This is a genomic window from Mesorhizobium koreense, assembly GCF_031656215.1.
Taxonomy (GTDB): Bacteria; Pseudomonadota; Alphaproteobacteria; order Rhizobiales; family Rhizobiaceae; genus Mesorhizobium_L; species Mesorhizobium_L koreense.
This window is the reverse complement of the sequence record NZ_CP134228.1, coordinates 4,877,888-4,894,895: the sequence shown is the minus strand read 5'-3', so window position 1 is coordinate 4,894,895 and position 17,008 is coordinate 4,877,888. Positions and strand designations below refer to the sequence as shown.

General features: G+C 62.8%; 14 protein-coding genes, 1 tRNA gene and 1 riboswitch. Of the genes, 6 read left to right on the top strand and 9 right to left on the bottom strand.

Translation table 11 applies throughout. The features are described 5' to 3' along the window. Positions 1–267 precede the first annotated feature (267 nt). Positions 268–341: transfer RNA gene (locus RBH77_RS23280), tRNA-Gly, on the bottom strand. Between the two features lie 135 nt (positions 342–476). On the opposite strand from RBH77_RS23280, the gene RBH77_RS23275 reads away from it, so the two are divergent. After that, positions 477–1,307: an ion transporter gene (locus RBH77_RS23275; protein ID WP_311029956.1), complete on the top strand. Its 831-nt coding sequence runs from the start codon at positions 477–479 to the stop codon at positions 1,305–1,307. A gap of 9 nt (positions 1,308–1,316) precedes the next feature. Here RBH77_RS23275 and RBH77_RS23270 read toward each other — a convergent pair whose 3' ends face one another. Then, positions 1,317–2,402: a 2'-deoxycytidine 5'-triphosphate deaminase gene (locus tag RBH77_RS23270; RefSeq protein ID WP_311029955.1), complete on the bottom strand. Its 1,086-nt coding sequence runs from the start codon at positions 2,400–2,402 to the stop codon at positions 1,317–1,319. Positions 2,403–2,477: 75 nt separating this feature from the next. Then, positions 2,478–2,555, top strand: a riboswitch (SAM riboswitch). Positions 2,556–2,604: 49 nt separating this feature from the next. On the opposite strand from RBH77_RS23270, the gene RBH77_RS23265 reads away from it, so the two are divergent. Then, complete coding sequence (locus RBH77_RS23265) at positions 2,605–3,792, top strand: O-succinylhomoserine sulfhydrylase (protein WP_311029954.1); 1,188 nt, start codon at positions 2,605–2,607, stop codon at positions 3,790–3,792. 3 nt (positions 3,793–3,795) lie between these two features. On the opposite strand, the gene RBH77_RS23260 is transcribed toward RBH77_RS23265, so the two are convergent. Next, positions 3,796–4,401 carry a CDP-alcohol phosphatidyltransferase family protein gene (locus RBH77_RS23260; RefSeq protein ID WP_311029953.1) on the bottom strand — a complete coding sequence of 202 codons (606 nt, stop codon included), beginning with the start codon at positions 4,399–4,401 and terminating at the stop codon, positions 3,796–3,798. Between the two features lie 156 nt (positions 4,402–4,557). Between RBH77_RS23260 and apaG the strand changes: the two genes are divergently transcribed. Together apaG and RBH77_RS23250 are read left to right on the top strand one after the other, a co-directional pair. After that, positions 4,558–4,950, top strand: a complete 393-nt coding sequence (gene apaG / locus RBH77_RS23255) for a Co2+/Mg2+ efflux facilitator ApaG/CorD (protein ID WP_311029952.1) — start codon at positions 4,558–4,560, stop codon at positions 4,948–4,950. Between the two features lie 103 nt (positions 4,951–5,053). Continuing rightward, positions 5,054–5,713, top strand: a complete 660-nt coding sequence (locus RBH77_RS23250) for a response regulator transcription factor (protein WP_311029951.1) — start codon at positions 5,054–5,056, stop codon at positions 5,711–5,713. Between the two features lie 18 nt (positions 5,714–5,731). Here the strand turns inward: RBH77_RS23250 and RBH77_RS23245 are convergent, their stop codons facing one another. After that, positions 5,732–9,217, bottom strand: a complete 3,486-nt coding sequence (locus RBH77_RS23245; RefSeq protein ID WP_311029950.1) for a hybrid sensor histidine kinase/response regulator — start codon at positions 9,215–9,217, stop codon at positions 5,732–5,734. A gap of 251 nt (positions 9,218–9,468) precedes the next feature. Between RBH77_RS23245 and mscL the strand changes: the two genes are divergently transcribed. Continuing rightward, positions 9,469–9,894, top strand: a complete 426-nt coding sequence (gene mscL, locus RBH77_RS23240; protein ID WP_311029949.1) for a large conductance mechanosensitive channel protein MscL — start codon at positions 9,469–9,471, stop codon at positions 9,892–9,894. Positions 9,895–9,955: 61 nt separating this feature from the next. After that, positions 9,956–11,128 carry a pyridoxal phosphate-dependent aminotransferase gene (locus RBH77_RS23235; RefSeq protein ID WP_311032662.1) on the top strand — a complete coding sequence of 391 codons (1,173 nt, stop codon included), beginning with the start codon at positions 9,956–9,958 and terminating at the stop codon, positions 11,126–11,128. A gap of 3 nt (positions 11,129–11,131) precedes the next feature. Here RBH77_RS23235 and hemA read toward each other — a convergent pair whose 3' ends face one another. From hemA to RBH77_RS23210, 5 genes are all read right to left on the bottom strand, one after another. After that, on the bottom strand, positions 11,132–12,409 hold the full coding sequence (hemA, locus tag RBH77_RS23230) for a 5-aminolevulinate synthase (protein WP_311029948.1): 1,278 nt from the start codon (positions 12,407–12,409) through the stop codon (positions 11,132–11,134). A 117-nt stretch (positions 12,410–12,526) separates the two neighbouring features. After that, the gene (locus RBH77_RS23225; protein ID WP_311029947.1) at positions 12,527–13,474 is read right to left on the bottom strand and encodes an ABC transporter permease; all 948 of its coding nucleotides are present in this window, start codon (positions 13,472–13,474) and stop codon (positions 12,527–12,529) included. Beyond that, positions 13,475–14,452 carry an ABC transporter permease gene (locus RBH77_RS23220; protein ID WP_311029946.1) on the bottom strand — a complete coding sequence of 326 codons (978 nt, stop codon included), beginning with the start codon at positions 14,450–14,452 and terminating at the stop codon, positions 13,475–13,477. It lies immediately after the preceding gene. A gap of 1 nt (position 14,453) precedes the next feature. Further along, positions 14,454–15,923, bottom strand: a complete 1,470-nt coding sequence (locus RBH77_RS23215) for a sugar ABC transporter ATP-binding protein (protein WP_311029945.1) — start codon at positions 15,921–15,923, stop codon at positions 14,454–14,456. Between the two features lie 48 nt (positions 15,924–15,971). Beyond that, a complete protein-coding gene (locus tag RBH77_RS23210) occupies positions 15,972–16,985 on the bottom strand; it encodes an ABC transporter substrate-binding protein (protein ID WP_311029944.1) in 1,014 nt (337 codons plus the stop codon). Between the last annotated feature and the right edge of the window lie 23 nt (positions 16,986–17,008).

Genomic DNA, 17,008 nt, shown 5'->3' with positions numbered 1-17,008 from the left:
GAGGTGGATCTTGAGGCTTGCTGGCACAAAGCACGGTGCTCCGGGATGGTGTAGCTACCATCGGCACCGAAGAGACAGTTATGCGTGAGCTGAGTATCTTTCATCCGCGAATTTCAAGATGGGGCTCAGGGCGGTGAAGTCCAATATACCGCAGCTTGCTCCGCCAAGCTGCGGTCCGTTTGCGCGATGTGGAGGGTCTCGGGTTGGGTCCAGCCATAAGCGCCGTTCTCTCACCGATCGCCGATGAAACAGGCCCGCCAGAACAGGTGGAGCGGGTGAAGGGAATCGAACCCTCGTATTCAGCTTGGGAAGCTGCTGCTCTACCATTGAGCTACACCCGCGACGGCCGCATTAATCCACGAGGCCATACCAGCCTGTCAAGCGGCTTGTCGGCGCCGTTTTTGGCAATCGGCAGCTTTCGCTGGCGATAGCTCGACTGCTATGTCTCGGCCTCGAATGCGCGACGGAGGGGACCGATGCATTGGAAAGAGCATGTCGCGACGGCGCTCGACGGCCGTCATCCGGGTCTCGGTCACTATATTGAACTCTTCCTGGATGCCATCATCATCCTTTCGACCGTCGCCATGGGTGTAGAGACGCTGCCTGATCTGCCTCCATCGGCGGTCGAAGCGCTTTATGTTTTCGAAATCTTCGTAATCGCGGTCTTCACCACCGAATATGTGCTCAGATTGCTCACTACACCCCGCCCTCTCGGCTATGCGCGCAGCTTTTTCGGGGTTGTGGATCTTTTGGCGATCGCTCCCTTCTATATCGCGCTTCTTGCGACCGGCAGCGGCATAGACCTACGCGCGATCCGGGCGCTCAGGCTGCTGCGGCTGGCCCGGCTTTTCAAACTGGCGCGCTACACGGCGGCGCTTGACCGGTTCGGCGTCGCCTGGCGCGCGGTCAAGGACGAGATCATCATCTTCGGCATCACGGCGCTGGTCGTGCTCTATGTCTGCGCGCTCGTCATCTATCAGTGCGAGCACGATGCCCAGCCGGACAAGTTCCGTTCCGTCTTCGACGCCATGTGGTGGGCGGCGGTGACGCTGACGACCGTCGGCTATGGCGACATCTACCCCATCACGTTCTTCGGGCGCCTGTTCACCGTCTTCATGCTGTTCATCGCGCTTGGCATCATCGCTGTGCCAACCGGCCTCGTGGCATCGGCCCTGGTCGCGATCCGGCATCGGGAAGACGAGCGGGAGAAAGAGGAAAAGGCCGAAGCGGCGGCCAAAAAGGCTGCTCGCGAGAAGGCCGGCAAGCCGGTCGCGCGGCGCCGCCCTGCCCGAAAGGCCCCGTCTTGATCGCGCTCGTCAGCGAAAATGCTTGGATAGTTTCAGGCCCTGCGCCTGGTAGTTCGATTTGAGGTCGGCGCCGTAGAGAGCATCCGGCCGCGCCAACAGGTGCTCGTAGACCAGCCTTCCGACGATCTGGCCGTGATCGAGGATGAAAGGCACTTCGTGGCTTCTAACCTCAAGCACCGCGCGGCTGCCGGTTCCACCGGCCGCCGAATGGCCGAAACCGGGGTCGAAGAAGCCGGCATAGTGAACACGGAATTCGCCTACCAGCGGATCGAAGGGCGTCATCTCGGCGGCGTAGTCCGGCGGCACATGCACCGCCTCCCGGCTGACGAGGATGTAGAACTCGTCGGGGTCGAGGATCAGTTCGCCCTTGCCGCGGCTGTAGAGCGGCTCCCAGAAATCGTGCTGATCCTGCACGGCGCGCCGGTCGACATCGATCAGTCCGGTATGGTGCTTGCCGCGATAGCCGACAAGACCGTTCTTGTCCCCCGTAAGGTCTATGGAGAGTGCTATGCCGCCGCCGGTGATATTGGGCTCGTCCGCCGCGACCAACCGCTCGCGCCGGTGCAGCGCCGCAAGTTCGTTTTCCCCGAGTACCGCATGGCCCTTGCGAAAGCGGATCTGCGCCAGGCGCGAACCGGTGCGCGCCACGATCGGGAAAGTGCGCGGACTGACCTCCATATAGAGCGGCCCGGCATAGCCGGCCGGTATCTTGTCGAATTCCGGGCCGTGATCGGTCATGACGCGGGTGAAGATGTCGAGGCGGCCGGTCGAGCTTTTCGGGTTGGCGGAGGCGGCGACGTCCGGCGGCAGCTTTAGTTCCTCCATCAGCGGCACGATGTAGACGCAGCCCGTTTCCAGCACCGCGCCCGGCTCGAGGTCGATCTCATGCAGCTTCAGGTGGTCGAGCTTGTCGGCGACGCTGTGCGCGGGGCCCGGAAGGAAACTGGCACGGACGCGGTAAGCCTTTGCGCCAAGCCTGAGATCGAGGCTTGCCGGCTGGATCTGGTCATCGTCGAGCACACGCGCGGAGGAGAGCGCGCCGCTCTTGAATAGCGCCGCGATATCGCGGTCGGGCAGGATGCCGGTTGTCCGCACGTATGGCTCCCGAAATTTCACGTTTATCGTGATATTCACTTGCCGATTGACGCAAGCGGGGCAACGGCATAAAGGACCTTATCCCGTGGTGATTTGGCCGGTCGGCTTGCAGCCACGTTAAACAAGTCGCTAAAGGACCGATTTCGGACCGGTACGCGATTTGAATTTCGCGGGCCGGTTTTTTGTTTTTGAGGGTGTCCCGATGACGAATGGAGCAAACTGGAAGCCGCAGACGAAACTGGTCCATGGCGGCACGCTCCGATCGGGCTTCGGCGAGACATCCGAGGCGATCTATCTGACGCAGGGCTTCGTTTATGACACCGCCGAAGCCGCCGAAGCACGCTTCAAGGGTGAGGCGGAAGGGTTCATTTATTCCCGCTACGCCAATCCCACGGTGGACATGTTCGAAAAGCGCATGTGCGCGCTGGAAGGGGCGGAGGACGCCCGCGCCACCGCGTCCGGCATGGCGGCCGTGGCGATGGCGCTGCTCTGTTCGGTGAAGGCCGGTGATCACGTCGTCGCGGCCCGCGCGCTCTTCGGCTCCTGCCGCTGGATCATCGAGAAGCAGATGCCGGCGTATGGCGTCGAATCGACCCTGGTCGACGGAACCGATCTGTCGGCGTGGGAAAAGGGGATTAGGCCGAACACGAAGCTGTTCTTCCTCGAAAGCCCGACCAATCCGACGCTCGAAGTGGCCGACATCGCCGCCGTTGCGAAACTGGCGGATTCGATCGGCGCGCGCCTCGTGGTCGATAATGTCTTCGCCACGCCCATGCAGCAGAAGCCGCTCGAACTCGGCGCTCATGTCGTCGTCTATTCCGCGACCAAGCACATTGACGGGCAGGGGCGCTGCCTGGGCGGCATCGTTCTTTCCGACAAGGAATGGATCGAAAAGAATTTGCACGATTATTTCCGCCACACCGGCCCGTCGCTGTCGCCCTTCAACGCATGGACGCTGCTCAAGGGCCTGGAGACGCTGCCGCTTCGTGTGCGCCAGCAGACGGAGAGCGCCGGACGCATCGCCGATTTCCTGGCCGGGCATACCCATGTCGAGCGCCTGATCTATCCCGGCCGAGCCGACCATCCGCAGGCCGATATCGTGAAGAAGCAGATGAAGGGCGGCTCGACGCTTCTGTGCATAGACGTGAAGGGTGGCAAGCAAGGCGCCTTCGCTTTCCAGAACGCGCTGGAGATCATCCGTATTTCCAACAATCTGGGTGACGCCAAAAGCCTCATCACCCATCCTGCGACGACGACGCACAAGAACCTCACCGAAGAGGCCCGCGCGGAACTGGGCATCAATCCGGGAACGGTCAGGCTGTCGGTCGGCCTGGAGGATGTGGACGATCTCATGACCGATATCGACCGCGCGCTTTCTAGGGCGGCTTAAGCGTTACCGGAACGTCCGTACGGCGAGTACGATGCGGCAGAGTGCGGTATAGAGCGTCATCGCAGCGAACACCCAGGCAATGACGGGGAACCAGCCGGGGAATATGCAGGCGAGCGCGAATGCCGCGATCGTCTCGGTCGCCTCGGCAAGCCCGGTGGTGAAATAAAGCGATTTCGAACCCCGTGCGTCGGTTTGGAGCTTCCGCCGCTCCGCCATGATTGCATAGGCGAGGAAGCTTGAGCCGTTGATGTAGAAGGACAGGATGAGCGCGGCGCCGGGAACGGCGTTCGTGGCCGGATCGGCGAACACGAAACCCATCGGCACCGCGCCGTAGAAAACGAAATCCAGCACGATATCGAGGTAGCCGCCGAGATCGGTCTTCCCGCGGATGCAGGCGACCGCGCCGTCGAGCGCGTCTCCGAAACGACTGGCAAGGATCAGAAGAAGTCCGGCGGCGAGCCAGCCATTTGCGATCGATGCCGCAGCCGCGAGCCCGACGATACAACCGGTGACGGTGATCGCATTGGCCGAAAGGCCCGCCCGTGCTGCCATGATCGCTGCCGGCCGGACCAGCGGATCGATACGTTTCCTTGTCCAGCCGTCCAGCATCGCGTTCTCCCGAACGTTTCCTATAGCTGTCGCAGCGGGGATTGGGCAGCAAGCACCGCTCACATTCGTGTCAGGCGTTGACCGGGGCCGCGCCCTGCGCGATTCTGTGCTTCATGAAGGGTTCCAGGAAGGATTGTGCCCCGGAAGGATTGCGTCATGTATCGCGCCGTGACCCGCGACATAGAGGTCTGCGTCGAGCCCTTCTATCTGGCCGACCGCTCCGACCCGGAGGACGGGCACTATGTCTGGGCCTATAGGATCACGATCGCCAACAATTCCGACGGGTTCGTAAAGCTTCTTTCGCGCTATTGGCACATCATCGACGGCGCAGGCAAGGTCGAGGAAGTGCGCGGGCCGGGCGTTGTCGGCGAACAACCGGAGCTTGAGCCAGGCGACAGCTTTCAATACACCTCCGGCTGCCCGCTCTCCACGCCGTCCGGCATCATGGTCGGCCGCTATACGCTTTGCGACCGGCTGGGCGCCACTTTCGAGGTCGATATTCCCGCCTTTTCGCTCGATATCCCGGATAACACACGCATGGTCAACTGACCGCAACCGCTGTCCGCTTGCAAATCCATGGGCTCCCCGCATAATTGAACTTTCGTCGCGTTCGGACAAGACAACGATCCGTGCGATCCTGGGGAGGGCATCGGTGCAATCGGACTACAAATTCGTCATTGCCGACGATCATCCGCTTTTCCGAGGCGCGCTGAAGCAGGCGCTCTCGACCATCGGTAATAACCCGACGATCATCGAGGCCGGCGATTTTGAAAGTGCCAAGGCCGCTCTCGTTGCCAATGAGGACGTGGATCTGGTCCTGCTCGACCTCTCCATGCCCGGCGCCAGCGGCCTCTCCGCGCTCGTGGCGCTGCGCGGTCTGCATTCGGCGGTGCCGGTGATCGTCGTTTCCGCCCATGACAATGTCGTCACCATTCGCCGGGCGCTGGAACTCGGCGCCTCCGGCTTCATCTCCAAATCTGCGGGGATGGAGGAAATCCGGGGCGGGATCGAGACCGTGCTCGGCGGCGGTATAGCCACGCCGAAGGATATCGATCTGGGCGTAGAGGCGGATGCCGAGATATCGGACCTGATCGGCCGCATCCAGACGCTGACGCCGCAGCAGACGCGCGTACTGGGCATGCTGGCGGAAGGGCTTTTGAACAAGCAGATCGCGTACGAACTCAACGTCTCCGAAGCAACCGTCAAGGCGCACGTCTCCGCGATCCTGCAGAAGCTCGGCGTCGACAGCCGCACCCAGGCCGTCATCCTGCTTTCGAAGATCGGCGGCGAGCCGTTGCAGGCGGCAGGCTGACGCTGTATCCGTGGAGCCTCACTCGGCGGCCGACAGCACCTTGCGATAGCGTGAAAGCATGGCGCGCAGCGCCGCCGGCTTGATCGGCTTGTTGAGGACGCCGACTTCCATGCGTTCGGCCATCGCTTTCAACTCTTCCGAGCGATCGGCAGTCAGGAGCAGGGCCGGCGTGTCCTGTCCGTAGCGCGAACGCAATCGCGCGATCAGCTCCAGGCCGTTCTCGCCGTCCAGATGATAATCCGCCAGGATAACGTCGGGCTCGGCGGACGATTGTTCATCGAGCACGGTCGAACCCGAGGCCGTGCGGACTGCGCATCCCCACCCCTCGAGAAGAAGGCGCATGCCTTCGACGATGCGCGGATCGTTGTCGATACAGAGCACCGAGAGGCCAGAAAGCGCACAGACAGGCCCGGAACCAGGTGCCGATTCGACGATTGCCGCCTGTGGCGCCTCATGCGTGACCGGTAGGATGACGGAGAAGCGCGTGCCCTTGCCCTTCAGCGATTGCAGGTGCAGTTCCAGCCTCAGGACCCGCGCGATGCGGTCGACGATCGACAGCCCGAGCCCGAGCCCGGGCGCCTCACGCACGCCCTCGTCGAGCCGGGTGAATTCGCGGAACACGGTGTTCAGCTTGTCCTCGGGAATGCCGATGCCGGAATCGAAAACCTGGATTTCGACGAGTTCCCCACGCCGCCTGACGCCGACCAGGATGCGGCCCTCGCGTGTATATTTGATGGCGTTGGAGACAAGGTTCTGCACGACGCGCCTGAGCATGTTGCGGTCGGTCCTCACCATCAGCGAGGAAGGCACCATCGTCATGTGGAGCCGCTTGGCCTCCGCCATTGGCTGGAAGTCGGTGGCGATCTGCTGCAGAAGTTCGTCGAGACGGAAGACCGTTTCGGACGGCTTCAGCGCACCGGTGTCGAGGCGCGAGATATCGAGCACCATGCCGAGGATGGTTTCCACCGATTCCAGTGAGGATTCGATATTGCGGGCGGCTTCGCTCGGCTCCCCGGCGCCGGCCTTCTCGATCAGCGAGGAGCAGTAGAGTCGTGCCGCGTTGAGCGGCTGCAGGATGTCGTGGCCGGCCGCAGCGAGGAAGCGCGTCTTGCCGAGATTGGCCTCCTCGGCGATTTTCTGCGCCTGCGCCAGTTCTTCGTTGACGCGCACCAGTTCGCCGGTGCGGGTGGTAACCCGCTGCTCCAGCGTTTCGTTGATGCGCTTCAGTTCGGCATCCGCCTGAACGCGGGCTGTAATGTCGGCATAGGTGGCGACGATGCCGCCGTCAGGCATCGGGTTGGACCGCAATTCGATGATACGCCCGCTCGTCCTCAGTTCGAGCTGCCATGACAGGCCGAAGGTAGTCAGCCGATCGAGCGTCTCGGCCTCTTCCGGCTGGAGGATATCGCCGCGTTTGGCCAAGAAAGCCAGGATGCGCCCGAGCGACACCCCCACTTGGCCGAGTTCGTCGGGCAGATCGAACAGTGTGCGGTACTGACGGTTCCAGCAGGTCAGCCTCAGATCCTTGTCGAAGACCGTGATGCCCTGCTCCATCTGGTCGAGCGCGATCTGCAAAAGGTCGCGATTGTGCTGGAGGGCGTCGGAGGCGTCGTCGAGCAGGCGGTAGGCGTCCTTCGCCGAGCGGTCGTTCCGCTGGACGAGGAGCGATAGGATGAGGCGTGCCGAGGACGACCCGACGGCGCTCGCCAGTAGCTGCTCGGAAAAGCGGATGGTCTCCATGCTGGCCGGCGCGTTGCCGGGAATGGGATGGCCCTCCTGTTCCTCGAAGGTCTGGAACGAACGTTCCGTCCGCTCCATGCCGAGATAGCGCGAGATCGTGTCCTTGATGTCGTTGACGGTTATGGTCGTGCGCGAGCGCCGGAAGGCTGGCATCGGGCCTGCGTCTCGCGGCACGAACAGCGCCGCCTGGATACGCTCGCGCGGCTTCGATGCCCTCGACAGCGATCCGAGCACGTAGAACACAGTGTTGAGCGCCAGGCTCCACAGCACGCCGTGGTTGAGTGGCGCGGCATCGGTCCCGAAGAGCGCCTGCGGCTTGAGCGCCTCGATGCCGAACGGCCCGTTGAGCAGGAACGCCGTCCCATGCGGCAGGAAAGACGGGATGAAGAGCGTGTAGGCCCACACGATCCCGCCCGCGACCAGGCCGAGCGCGGCGCCGCGCGCATTGGCGCCACGCCAGAGGAGGCCACCGACAAACGGCGGAATGAATTGCGCGATCGCGGCAAACGAGATCAAGCCGATCGATACCAGCCCCACGTCGCTCGGCATGCCGCGATGGTAGAGGAAGCCCGCGAACAGGATGACGAAGATCGCTGCGCGGCGAATGGTCTGGATGATCTTCGACCAGTCCTCGTTGTCGCCTAGTTCGGGTCTCAGCAGCCGGCGCAGGAAAAGCGGGATCACCAGATCGTTGGAGATCATGATGGATAAGGCGACGCTTGCCACGATAACCATCGCGGTAGCCGCCGAAAGCCCGCCGATGAAAGCGATCATGGCGATGATGTCGCGGTCATGCGCCAGTGGCAGCGCCAGCACGTAGAGATCGGCGCTGGTGGCGTCGCCGATGCGTGTCAGCCCCGCGAAGGCGATCGGAATGACGAAGATGTTGATGGCCACAAGATAGAGCGGGAAAACCCAGGCGGCCTTGCGCAATTCGCTCTCGGAGCGGTTCTCCACGATCATGATGTAGAATTGGCGGGGCAGCATGATGACGGCGGCGGCGCTCAGCCCCGTCATGACCAGCCATGATGTGATCGAGGTATGGTAGTTGAGCGCCGCCTGCACGTCTTCGTTTTCGCGGATAGCCTCGATTAGGCTTGTCGGCCGGTCGGCCAGGAAGAACATGACCGTTACGCCGACGGCGAGGAAGGCCAGAAGCTTGACGACGGATTCCACCGCCATCGCGAGCACCAGCCCGTCCTGATGCTCGGTGGCGTCGGCATGGCGCGTGCCGAAGAGCATGGCGAATACGGCGAGCATGAAGGCGACGGAGAAGGCCGCGTCGCCGAGCGGGAAGGCGCTGGTCGCCGCCTGATGATAGTGCGTCACCATCAGGTCGACGGAGCCGGAAATCGACCGAAGCTGCAGCGCGATATAGGGGATGGTGCCGATCGTAGCGATGATGGTGGCGATGGAGGCGACGGCGAAGCTCTTGCCATAGCGGGCGGCGAGGAAGTCCGCGATCGACGTGATCTTCTCTGCCTTCACCAACCGGATCAGGCGCTTGAGCAGCGGGAAGCCGAAAACGAATACGATGATCGGCCCGATATAGATCGACAGGAAGTCGAAGCCGTGCTGCGAGGCAAGGCCGACCGAGCCGAAGAACGTCCACGACGTGCAGTAGATGGCCAGGCTGAGCGCATAGATATAGGGGCGCGGCATGGTCGCGCTGCTGCGCCGGGCACGCCCGTCGCCGACGCTGGCGACGACGAAGAGCATCGTCACATAGGCGATCGCCGCGAGAAATATGGGCCAGCCCTGCACGCCGGAGGTCCTCCGAAATCGGCACGCGTTCAGCGGATGGGTAGAGCAGCCGGTGGGCAGAGTCTAGGAAATTGCTCGAAGAGAAGCGCAGGCACCTTTCCGGTCTTCTGAAGAAAGGTGAAACCGTAACCGAGGATAGAAAGCAATTTTTTCAATGACCTTGCCGCGCATTTTGCTAAGTTCTTGCCGTGGGGGCGAAGATTCGGCGGGAAATCAGACTACGCACCGATCCGGATGCAAAGGAGAAATCGATGCTGAAAGAATTCCAGGAATTCATTGCAAAAGGCAATGTGATGGACCTTGCCGTCGGTGTCATCATCGGCGGAGCCTTCGGATTGATCGTCAAATCGCTGACGGACGACGTCATCATGCCGATCGTCGGTGCGATCTTCGGTGGGTTCGACTTCTCCAACTACTTCATCGGCCTTTCCTCCGGGGTGAATGCGCCGACACTCGCAGCCGCCAGGCAGCAGGGCGCGGTGCTCGCCTACGGCAGTTTCATCACCGTGGTTATCAACTTTCTGATCCTTGCCTGGATCATCTTCATGATGGTCAAAGGCGTGAATGCGATCCGCCGACGGGTAGAAGCGCCTGCTGCGCCGGCACCGGATGCGCCGCCTCCGGCCGACGTCAAGCTGCTTACCGAAATCCGCGACCTTCTCGCCAAGCGCGCATAGGACAATCTCCATCTTCGATTACATCCCGGCCGGATCGGCCGGGATGCTTCCGGTCATTTCCATGAACCTCATCGACCATCTCAGGACCGAAGCCCGTCTGGCTCCGGAAAGTGGCATCTCGGCTCTCGCCAACCGCGGCAGGGGCCGGCCGGGCGTGATCCCGCTATGGGTCGGCGAGGGCGATCTGTCGACGCCGGCCTTCATTGCCGATGCCGCCACGCACGCGTTGCAGGGTGGCGAAACCTTCTACACCTGGCAGCGCGGCATCCCCGAATTGCGAGAGGCGCTGGCGCGCTACTATGGGCGCCATTTCGGCCGCGCCTTCGCGGCGGGGGAGTTCCTGGTGACCGGCGGCGGCATGCAGGCGATCCAGCTTGCATTGCAGGCGACTGCCGGCGCCGGCGACGAGGTCATCTATCTCGCGCCGGCATGGCCGAATTTCCCGGGCGCTGCCGGCGTTGCGGGGGCGAAACCCGTGCCGGTGTCGCTTGATTTCGGCGACAATGGCCGGTCATGGGGCTGGTCCTGCGATGTCGGCCGGATCGAGAAGGCGGTGACGCCGAGAACGCGTGCGATCTTCTTCAACAGCCCGTCCAATCCGACCGGATGGACCGCCGACCGCGATACGCTCAAGACCGTGCTCGATCTGGCGCGGCGCCATAATCTCTGGATCATCGCGGACGAGATCTATGCGCTGTTCCACTATGGCGCTGGCCGCGCCGCTTCGTTCCTCGACATCATGGAGCCGGACGACCGCATCCTCTTCGTCAACACCTTCTCCAAGAACTGGGCGATGACGGGTTGGCGTATCGGCTGGCTGACGGTGCATCCGTCGCTGCAGCAGACCTTCGAGAACCTCATCCAATATTCGACTTCCGGCGTGGCGCAGTTCATGCAGCGCGGCGCGGTCGCGGCACTGGATGAAGGCGACGGCTTTATCGCCGAACAGGTGGAGCGGGCGCAAAAAGCGCGCGATCTCGTCTGCGGCATCCTTGCCGAGACCGGCCGCGCGCATTTCGCCGTACCGCCTGGCGCGTTCTATCTTTTCTTCTCGGTGGACGGGGTGACGGATTCGCGGGAAGCGGCCTTCCGCATACTCGACGAGGCGAATGTCGGCCTGGCGCCGGGCTCTGCTTTCGACGGCGAGGGCTTCTTCCGGCTTTGCTTCCATCGCCGGCTCGACCAGATCGAGGAAGCGGCCCGCCGGCTGGCGGAGTGGGTAGGGAGACTCTAGGCCTTACCCGCCTGACTTGGAAACAACCAACGGCACCACTCTTTCCGAAGAGGCGCGCTCTTCTTCCACCGCAGGCGCGAAGGGAATGCCAAGCGCCTGCCAGGTCTCCAGAAGCGCGTCCTTCAGCCCGTCGATCAGTTCGTCTGTATGAAAGGGCGTCGGCGTGATCCGCAGCCGCTCCGTGCCGCGCGGCACGGTCGGGTAGTTGATCGGCTGGATATAGATGCCGTGGCGGTCAAGCAGATGATCGCTGGCCTTCTTGCAAAGCTCCGGATCGCCGACCAGCACCGGTACGATGTGGGTCTCGGACGGCATCACCGGCAGGCCGGCGGCGGAAAGCACCTCCTTGGCGCGTCGCGCCTGCCGTTGCTGGGCGTCGCGCTCCGACTGTGAGTTCTTGAGGTGGCGGATGGAGGCTGTCGCGGCCGCGGCAATGGCAGGCGGAAGCGCCGTGGTGAAGATGAAGCCCGGTGCGTAGGAGCGTACTGCGTCGATAACGGCGCGCGTACCGGCGATGTAGCCTCCGAGCGTGCCGAAGGCCTTGGCGAGCGTGCCCTCGACGATATCCATGCGGTGTGCCTGGCTCTCGCGGTCGGTGATGCCGCCGCCACGCGGTCCGTACATGCCAACCGCGTGGACCTCGTCGATATAGGTCATGGCGTTGTATTTCTCGGCGAGGTCGGCGATCGCGGCGATCGGCGAAACGTCGCCGTCCATCGAATAGACGCTTTCGAAGACGATCAGCTTGGCACGCTCAGGCGCCGCTGCCGCCAGCAGGCTCTCCAGATGGGCGAGATCGTTGTGACGGAAGATCTTCTTCTCCGCGCCGGAGCGGCGTACGCCCTCGATCATCGATGCATGGTTCAATTCATCGGAGAGGATAAGACAATTCGGCAAGAGCCGTGCGATGGTCGAGATCGCCGCTTCGTTGGAGATGAAGCCTGAGGTGAAGACCAGCGCCGCCTCCTTGCCGTGCAGATCGGCAAGTTCGGCCTCGAGTTCGACCAGCGGGTGGTTGTTGCCGGAAATGTTGCGCGTGCCGCCGGCGCCGGAACCCATATGGCCCGCCGCGTTCTGCATCGCTGCGATCACGTCGGGATGCTGGCCCATGCCGAGATAGTCGTTTGAGCACCAGACTGTGATCTCGCGTTGCTCACCGCCGTCGCGCCAGATGGCGCGCGGGAAACGGCCGACTATGCGTTCGAGATTGGCAAATACGCGATAGCGCTTTTCAGCATGAAGCTGGTCGATCGCTTCTTCGAAGAACCGCTGATAGTTCATAGGGTCGTCCCTCAGAATTTGAGCGCAGCATAATAGCCGACCATTCCGAGGTAAACGGCGAACAATCAGTCAAAATGCCACGCCTCGTTCGATTCTCCCTGCGCATCGCCGCGCGGTTCAGCGTTCCGTGCGCGGACTGCCGGCGGCGGTGATGACACCGACGATGATCAAGCCCGTCAGGACGAGGCGGACGCCGACACTGAAGCCGAACGTGTTCAGCATGGTGAGCAGCAGCACTAGGAAAAGCGCCGCGCCCCACACGCCGGGGACATTGGCCTTGCCGCCGGCGACTGACGTGCCGCCGATGACGACGACGGCGATCGAAGCCAAAAGGTATTCGTTGCCGATATCGACATTGGCGCCGCGGAAATAGGCGGCAAGAAGCGCGCCATCGAGGCCGCCAAGCGTGCCGCATAGCGCGTAGGTTATGAAGCTGGTTCGCTGGACCTTCACGCCGGCGAGTTTAGCCGCTCGGATGTTCTGCCCGATAGCGAGTACCGAGCGCCCGTAGACCATCCGGTTGAGCGCGATGCTGGCGGCAATTGCGAACAGGACCGCCAGGATCGCCAGCACCGGTATGCCGAAATATTTGAGGTTGGCGAAGTCCGCAAAGCCGGGCGGTGGCTTGATCTGCAGGCCGCGCCCATAGCTGATGTCGATCGACTGGATGATGAAAGCGGCCGAGAGCGTGGCGATGATCGGCGGAATGCGCAGCGCCCGGATCAGGAGGTAATTCGCCGTCCCGACGGCGAAGCCGCTGGCGAGCGCCGCAGCCAGCCCGATGACCAGCATGCTGTCGCTGCCATCCATGACCTTCATCGCGACCGCGCCTGCCAGCCCGATATTGGCCGGCAGCGACAGGTCGATATTGCCGGGCCCGAGCGTGATGACGAACATTTGGCCGATGCCGACGATCACCGTGAAGACGGCGAGCGACAGCGCCGCCGTGATCATGCCCCCGCCGCCATGCCCGCCGGTGAAGGCCACCGTTGCGGCCCAGACCACGAACGCTCCCAGGAACGACCAGATCCATGGTTTTGCCAGGAGGGCTTTGACCTGCGTCATCTATGCCTCCTTGCGGCTGATCAGGACGCGCGCCGCCAGCACGATGATGAGGATGACGCCGTTGGCGGCGACCTGCCAGTCGGGCGGAATGCGCATGAAGGTCAGGAGCGGCGAGGCCGCGAGCGCCAGCGTCAGCGCGCCGATCACCGCGCCGACCGGCGAGACGCGTCCGCCCATGAATTCGCCGCCACCGAGGATGACGCCGGCGATTGCCAGGAGCGTGTAGCCATTGCCGATATTGGCGTCGGCGGAAGTCGTGATGCCGATGAGGATCATGCCGGAAAGCACGCCGAAAACACCCGCCAGGCCGAACAGGATCATCTTGGTCTTGAGCAGCGACCATCCGGCACGCCCGATGGCGGTTGGATTGCCACCCGAACCGCGCAGCACCGCGCCGTAGGATGTCCGCATCAGCCCGACATGGACCACAGCGGCGATGACGAGCGCGGCGACGATCGGAAAGGGGATGAATGGTGGCTTGAAATGGGTGATCGCCAGCAGCCAGTCCGGCGCCTTGCCGCCGGGTTTGGGAAGGATGAGGATGGCGAGGCCCTGCCAGACGAAGCTCATGCCGAGCGTCACCACGATCGAGGGCAGGTTGCGCAGGTAGATGAGCGCGCCGAGCAGTGCATAGACCGCGATGGACCCGATGAGGACTGCAACGCCGAGCAAAGGTGCGTCATGCAGCCAGGTGGCGGTTACACAGCCGACGAAGCCGACGAATGTGCCGATCGAAAGGTCGAGTTCGTTGCCTGCGATGACGAACATCTGCGCGATGGTCGCCAGCGCGATCGGGATCGCCAAATTGAGCATCAGGCTGAAACCGAAATAGCTGATGGCGCGCGGATTGAGCCAGGCGATGGCAATGAGAACAAGCGCCAGCGACAATGCCGGCAAGAGCGCGCGCAGGAGCCTTGTCCGGCGCGCGGTTTCGCGGACCGATTTCGTCGCCGTGCCGGTGGGGAGGAGTGCGGTCATGTCAGACCGTCTCGCCGAAGGAGGACTGGATCACCTTTTCCTCGGTGAGTTCGTCCCGGCCGAGATTGGCGACGATGCGGCCATTATGGAAGACGTAGACACGGTCGCAATTTTCGAGTTCTTCCGTCTCGGTCGTGTACCAGAGGAATGTGCGGCCGTTATGCGCTTCCTCGCGTATGAGGTCGTAGACGTCGAGCTTGGTGCCGATATCGACGCCGCGCATCGGGTCGTCCATGAGGATGATCTTCGCATCCGAACCGAGCGCTCGCGCAAACAGCGCCTTCTGCTGGTTGCCGCCCGAGAGCGACAGGATGTTGTTGCCCATGTCCGGTGTGCGGATCTTGATCCTCCGCTGCCAACGGGAGGCAAGCTCCGCTTCCTGGCGCGATGAGATCAGCATGCCGCTCATCATCCGTTCGATCGAACGAATGCCGATATTCTGGGTGATAGACCATTCCGGGAAGATGCCATCGGATTGGCGGTCGCCCGCGACGAGGGCGAGTGGTGCCGTCACTTCCATGCCGGAGCGACGACTACCGGCCGCATCGAAGATCGCCAGCAGAAGATCGGTCTGCCCGTTGCCGGCGAGACCTGCGAGACCAATGATCTCGCCCGACCGGGCGACAAGCTGCATATCGTCCGTTTGTCGCGCGGGCCGTGCCCTGACGCAAACCTGACCGATTTCCCTTTGTCCTTTCGCTTCTTCGGAAAAGACTTTTTCCCGCGCCGCCGCTCCCCCCATCGTCGCGATCAGCCTGTCCCGGTTGAAGGCATCCGCCCGATCTGTCGCTACCACCTTCCCGTCGCGCATGACGACGATGCGGTCCGCATTGCTGAGCACCTCGCCGAGGAGATGCGAGATCAGGACACAGCTTCCGCCCTTTCCGACGAATCGGCGCACGAAATCGAGCAATTGTCCGGCGGTATGTGCATCGAGCGACGACGTCGGCTCGTCGAGGATGACGAGGTTGAGCGGGTCGTGGGTCACTGTGAACGCCCGCGCGACCTCGATCATCTGCCGCCGGCCGATCGACAGGTCACCGACGATATCGGCAGGGTCGATCCCGTGCCCGGGAAAGATCTCGTCGAGTTTCTGTGCAATCAGCGTTGCCGCCTTGCGCCGCCAACCGATGCCCTTCAGCGAAGGGTGGTTGATGCGCGTATTTTCCGCCACGTCGAGGTTCGGGCAGAGCGACAGTTCCTGGAACACGCAGCGGATGCCGAGCTCCAGCGCGCGGCTGACGGAATATCGATCTTCGGCCGTTTCGTTGACCGAGACGGTGCCCGCGCCAGCAGCCAGCGTGCCGGTCAGGATGTGCATGAGCGTGGACTTGCCCGCACCGTTGTGGCCAACGAGGCCAACGCACTCGCCGGCCAGGATCTCGAGATCCACCCCGTCAAGCGCCCGGACGGCGCCGAAATGTTTTTCGACGCCGTCCAGCTTCACCAATGTCGTACGCGCTTCAACCATTACCCACGATAACCGACGCCGGGTGCCGGCTGCAACGCGCTGCCATCCTCACTTCGCGTTGTCCTTGATGGCGGCGAGGGCGTCTTCCTGGGTATATTCGTGGGAGGCGACGCCACCCTTGGGGATCTCTGGCAGGGCGGCCTCGAAATTGTCCTGGTCGAAGGAGAGATACGGCACGATCAGGTCGTGCGGAATGTCCTTGTGGCCATCGAGAACGAGCTGCGCGACCCAGAAGGCGAGGGTCGATACGCCGGGTGCGATCGAGCCCGACCAGGTCGTGTAGCCGTCCTTTTCCTTCTGCTCCTTCCACCATTGCAACTCGTCCTGGCGGTTGCCCATAATGATGGTCGGGCGCGGCTTGCCCGCCGCCGCGAACGCCTGTGCCGCGCCATAGCCGTCGCCACCCTGATCGACGACACCGACGATCTCGGGAAGCGAGGGCAGGATGGTCGCAACCGCTTTCTGTGCCGTCGTCTGGTCCCAGTCGCCCGTTACCGAGCCGACGATCTTCAACTGCGGATGCGCCTTTACGCCTTCCTCGATGCCCTTGTGGATGAGACCGTCGATGGAGGTTCCGGCGAGGCCGCGGATCTCGAGCAGATTGCCGCCCTTGGGCTGGAACTTGGCCATCTGCTCGACTTCTTCCTTGCCCATCTTCTCGTAGTCGACGACAACGCGATAGGCGCAAGGCTCGGTGACGATGCCGTCGAAGGAGACGACGACGATGCCGGCATCGCAGGCCTGCTTGATGGCGCCGTTCAGCGCATCCGGCGAGGCGGAATTGATGACGATGGCGTCATAGCCCTGCAGGATAAGGTTCTGAACCTGCGCGGCCTGGGTCGGCACTTCCTTGTCCGCCGTCGTGAAAACGTCGGCTGCGGCGACAACCTTGTCCTCGACAGCCTTCTTGGCCACTTTTTCGTAGCTCTTCAGCATCGACTGCCGCCAGGAATTGCCGGCATAATTGTTGGAGAAAGCGATCTTCTTGCCGCTCGTGTCGGCAAGCGCGGTGCCTGACGCCAGCAGGACCGCAAGCGCGCTCAAGGTCAGTATCTTCTTCATTCCGGTTACCTCCCGTTGGTCGT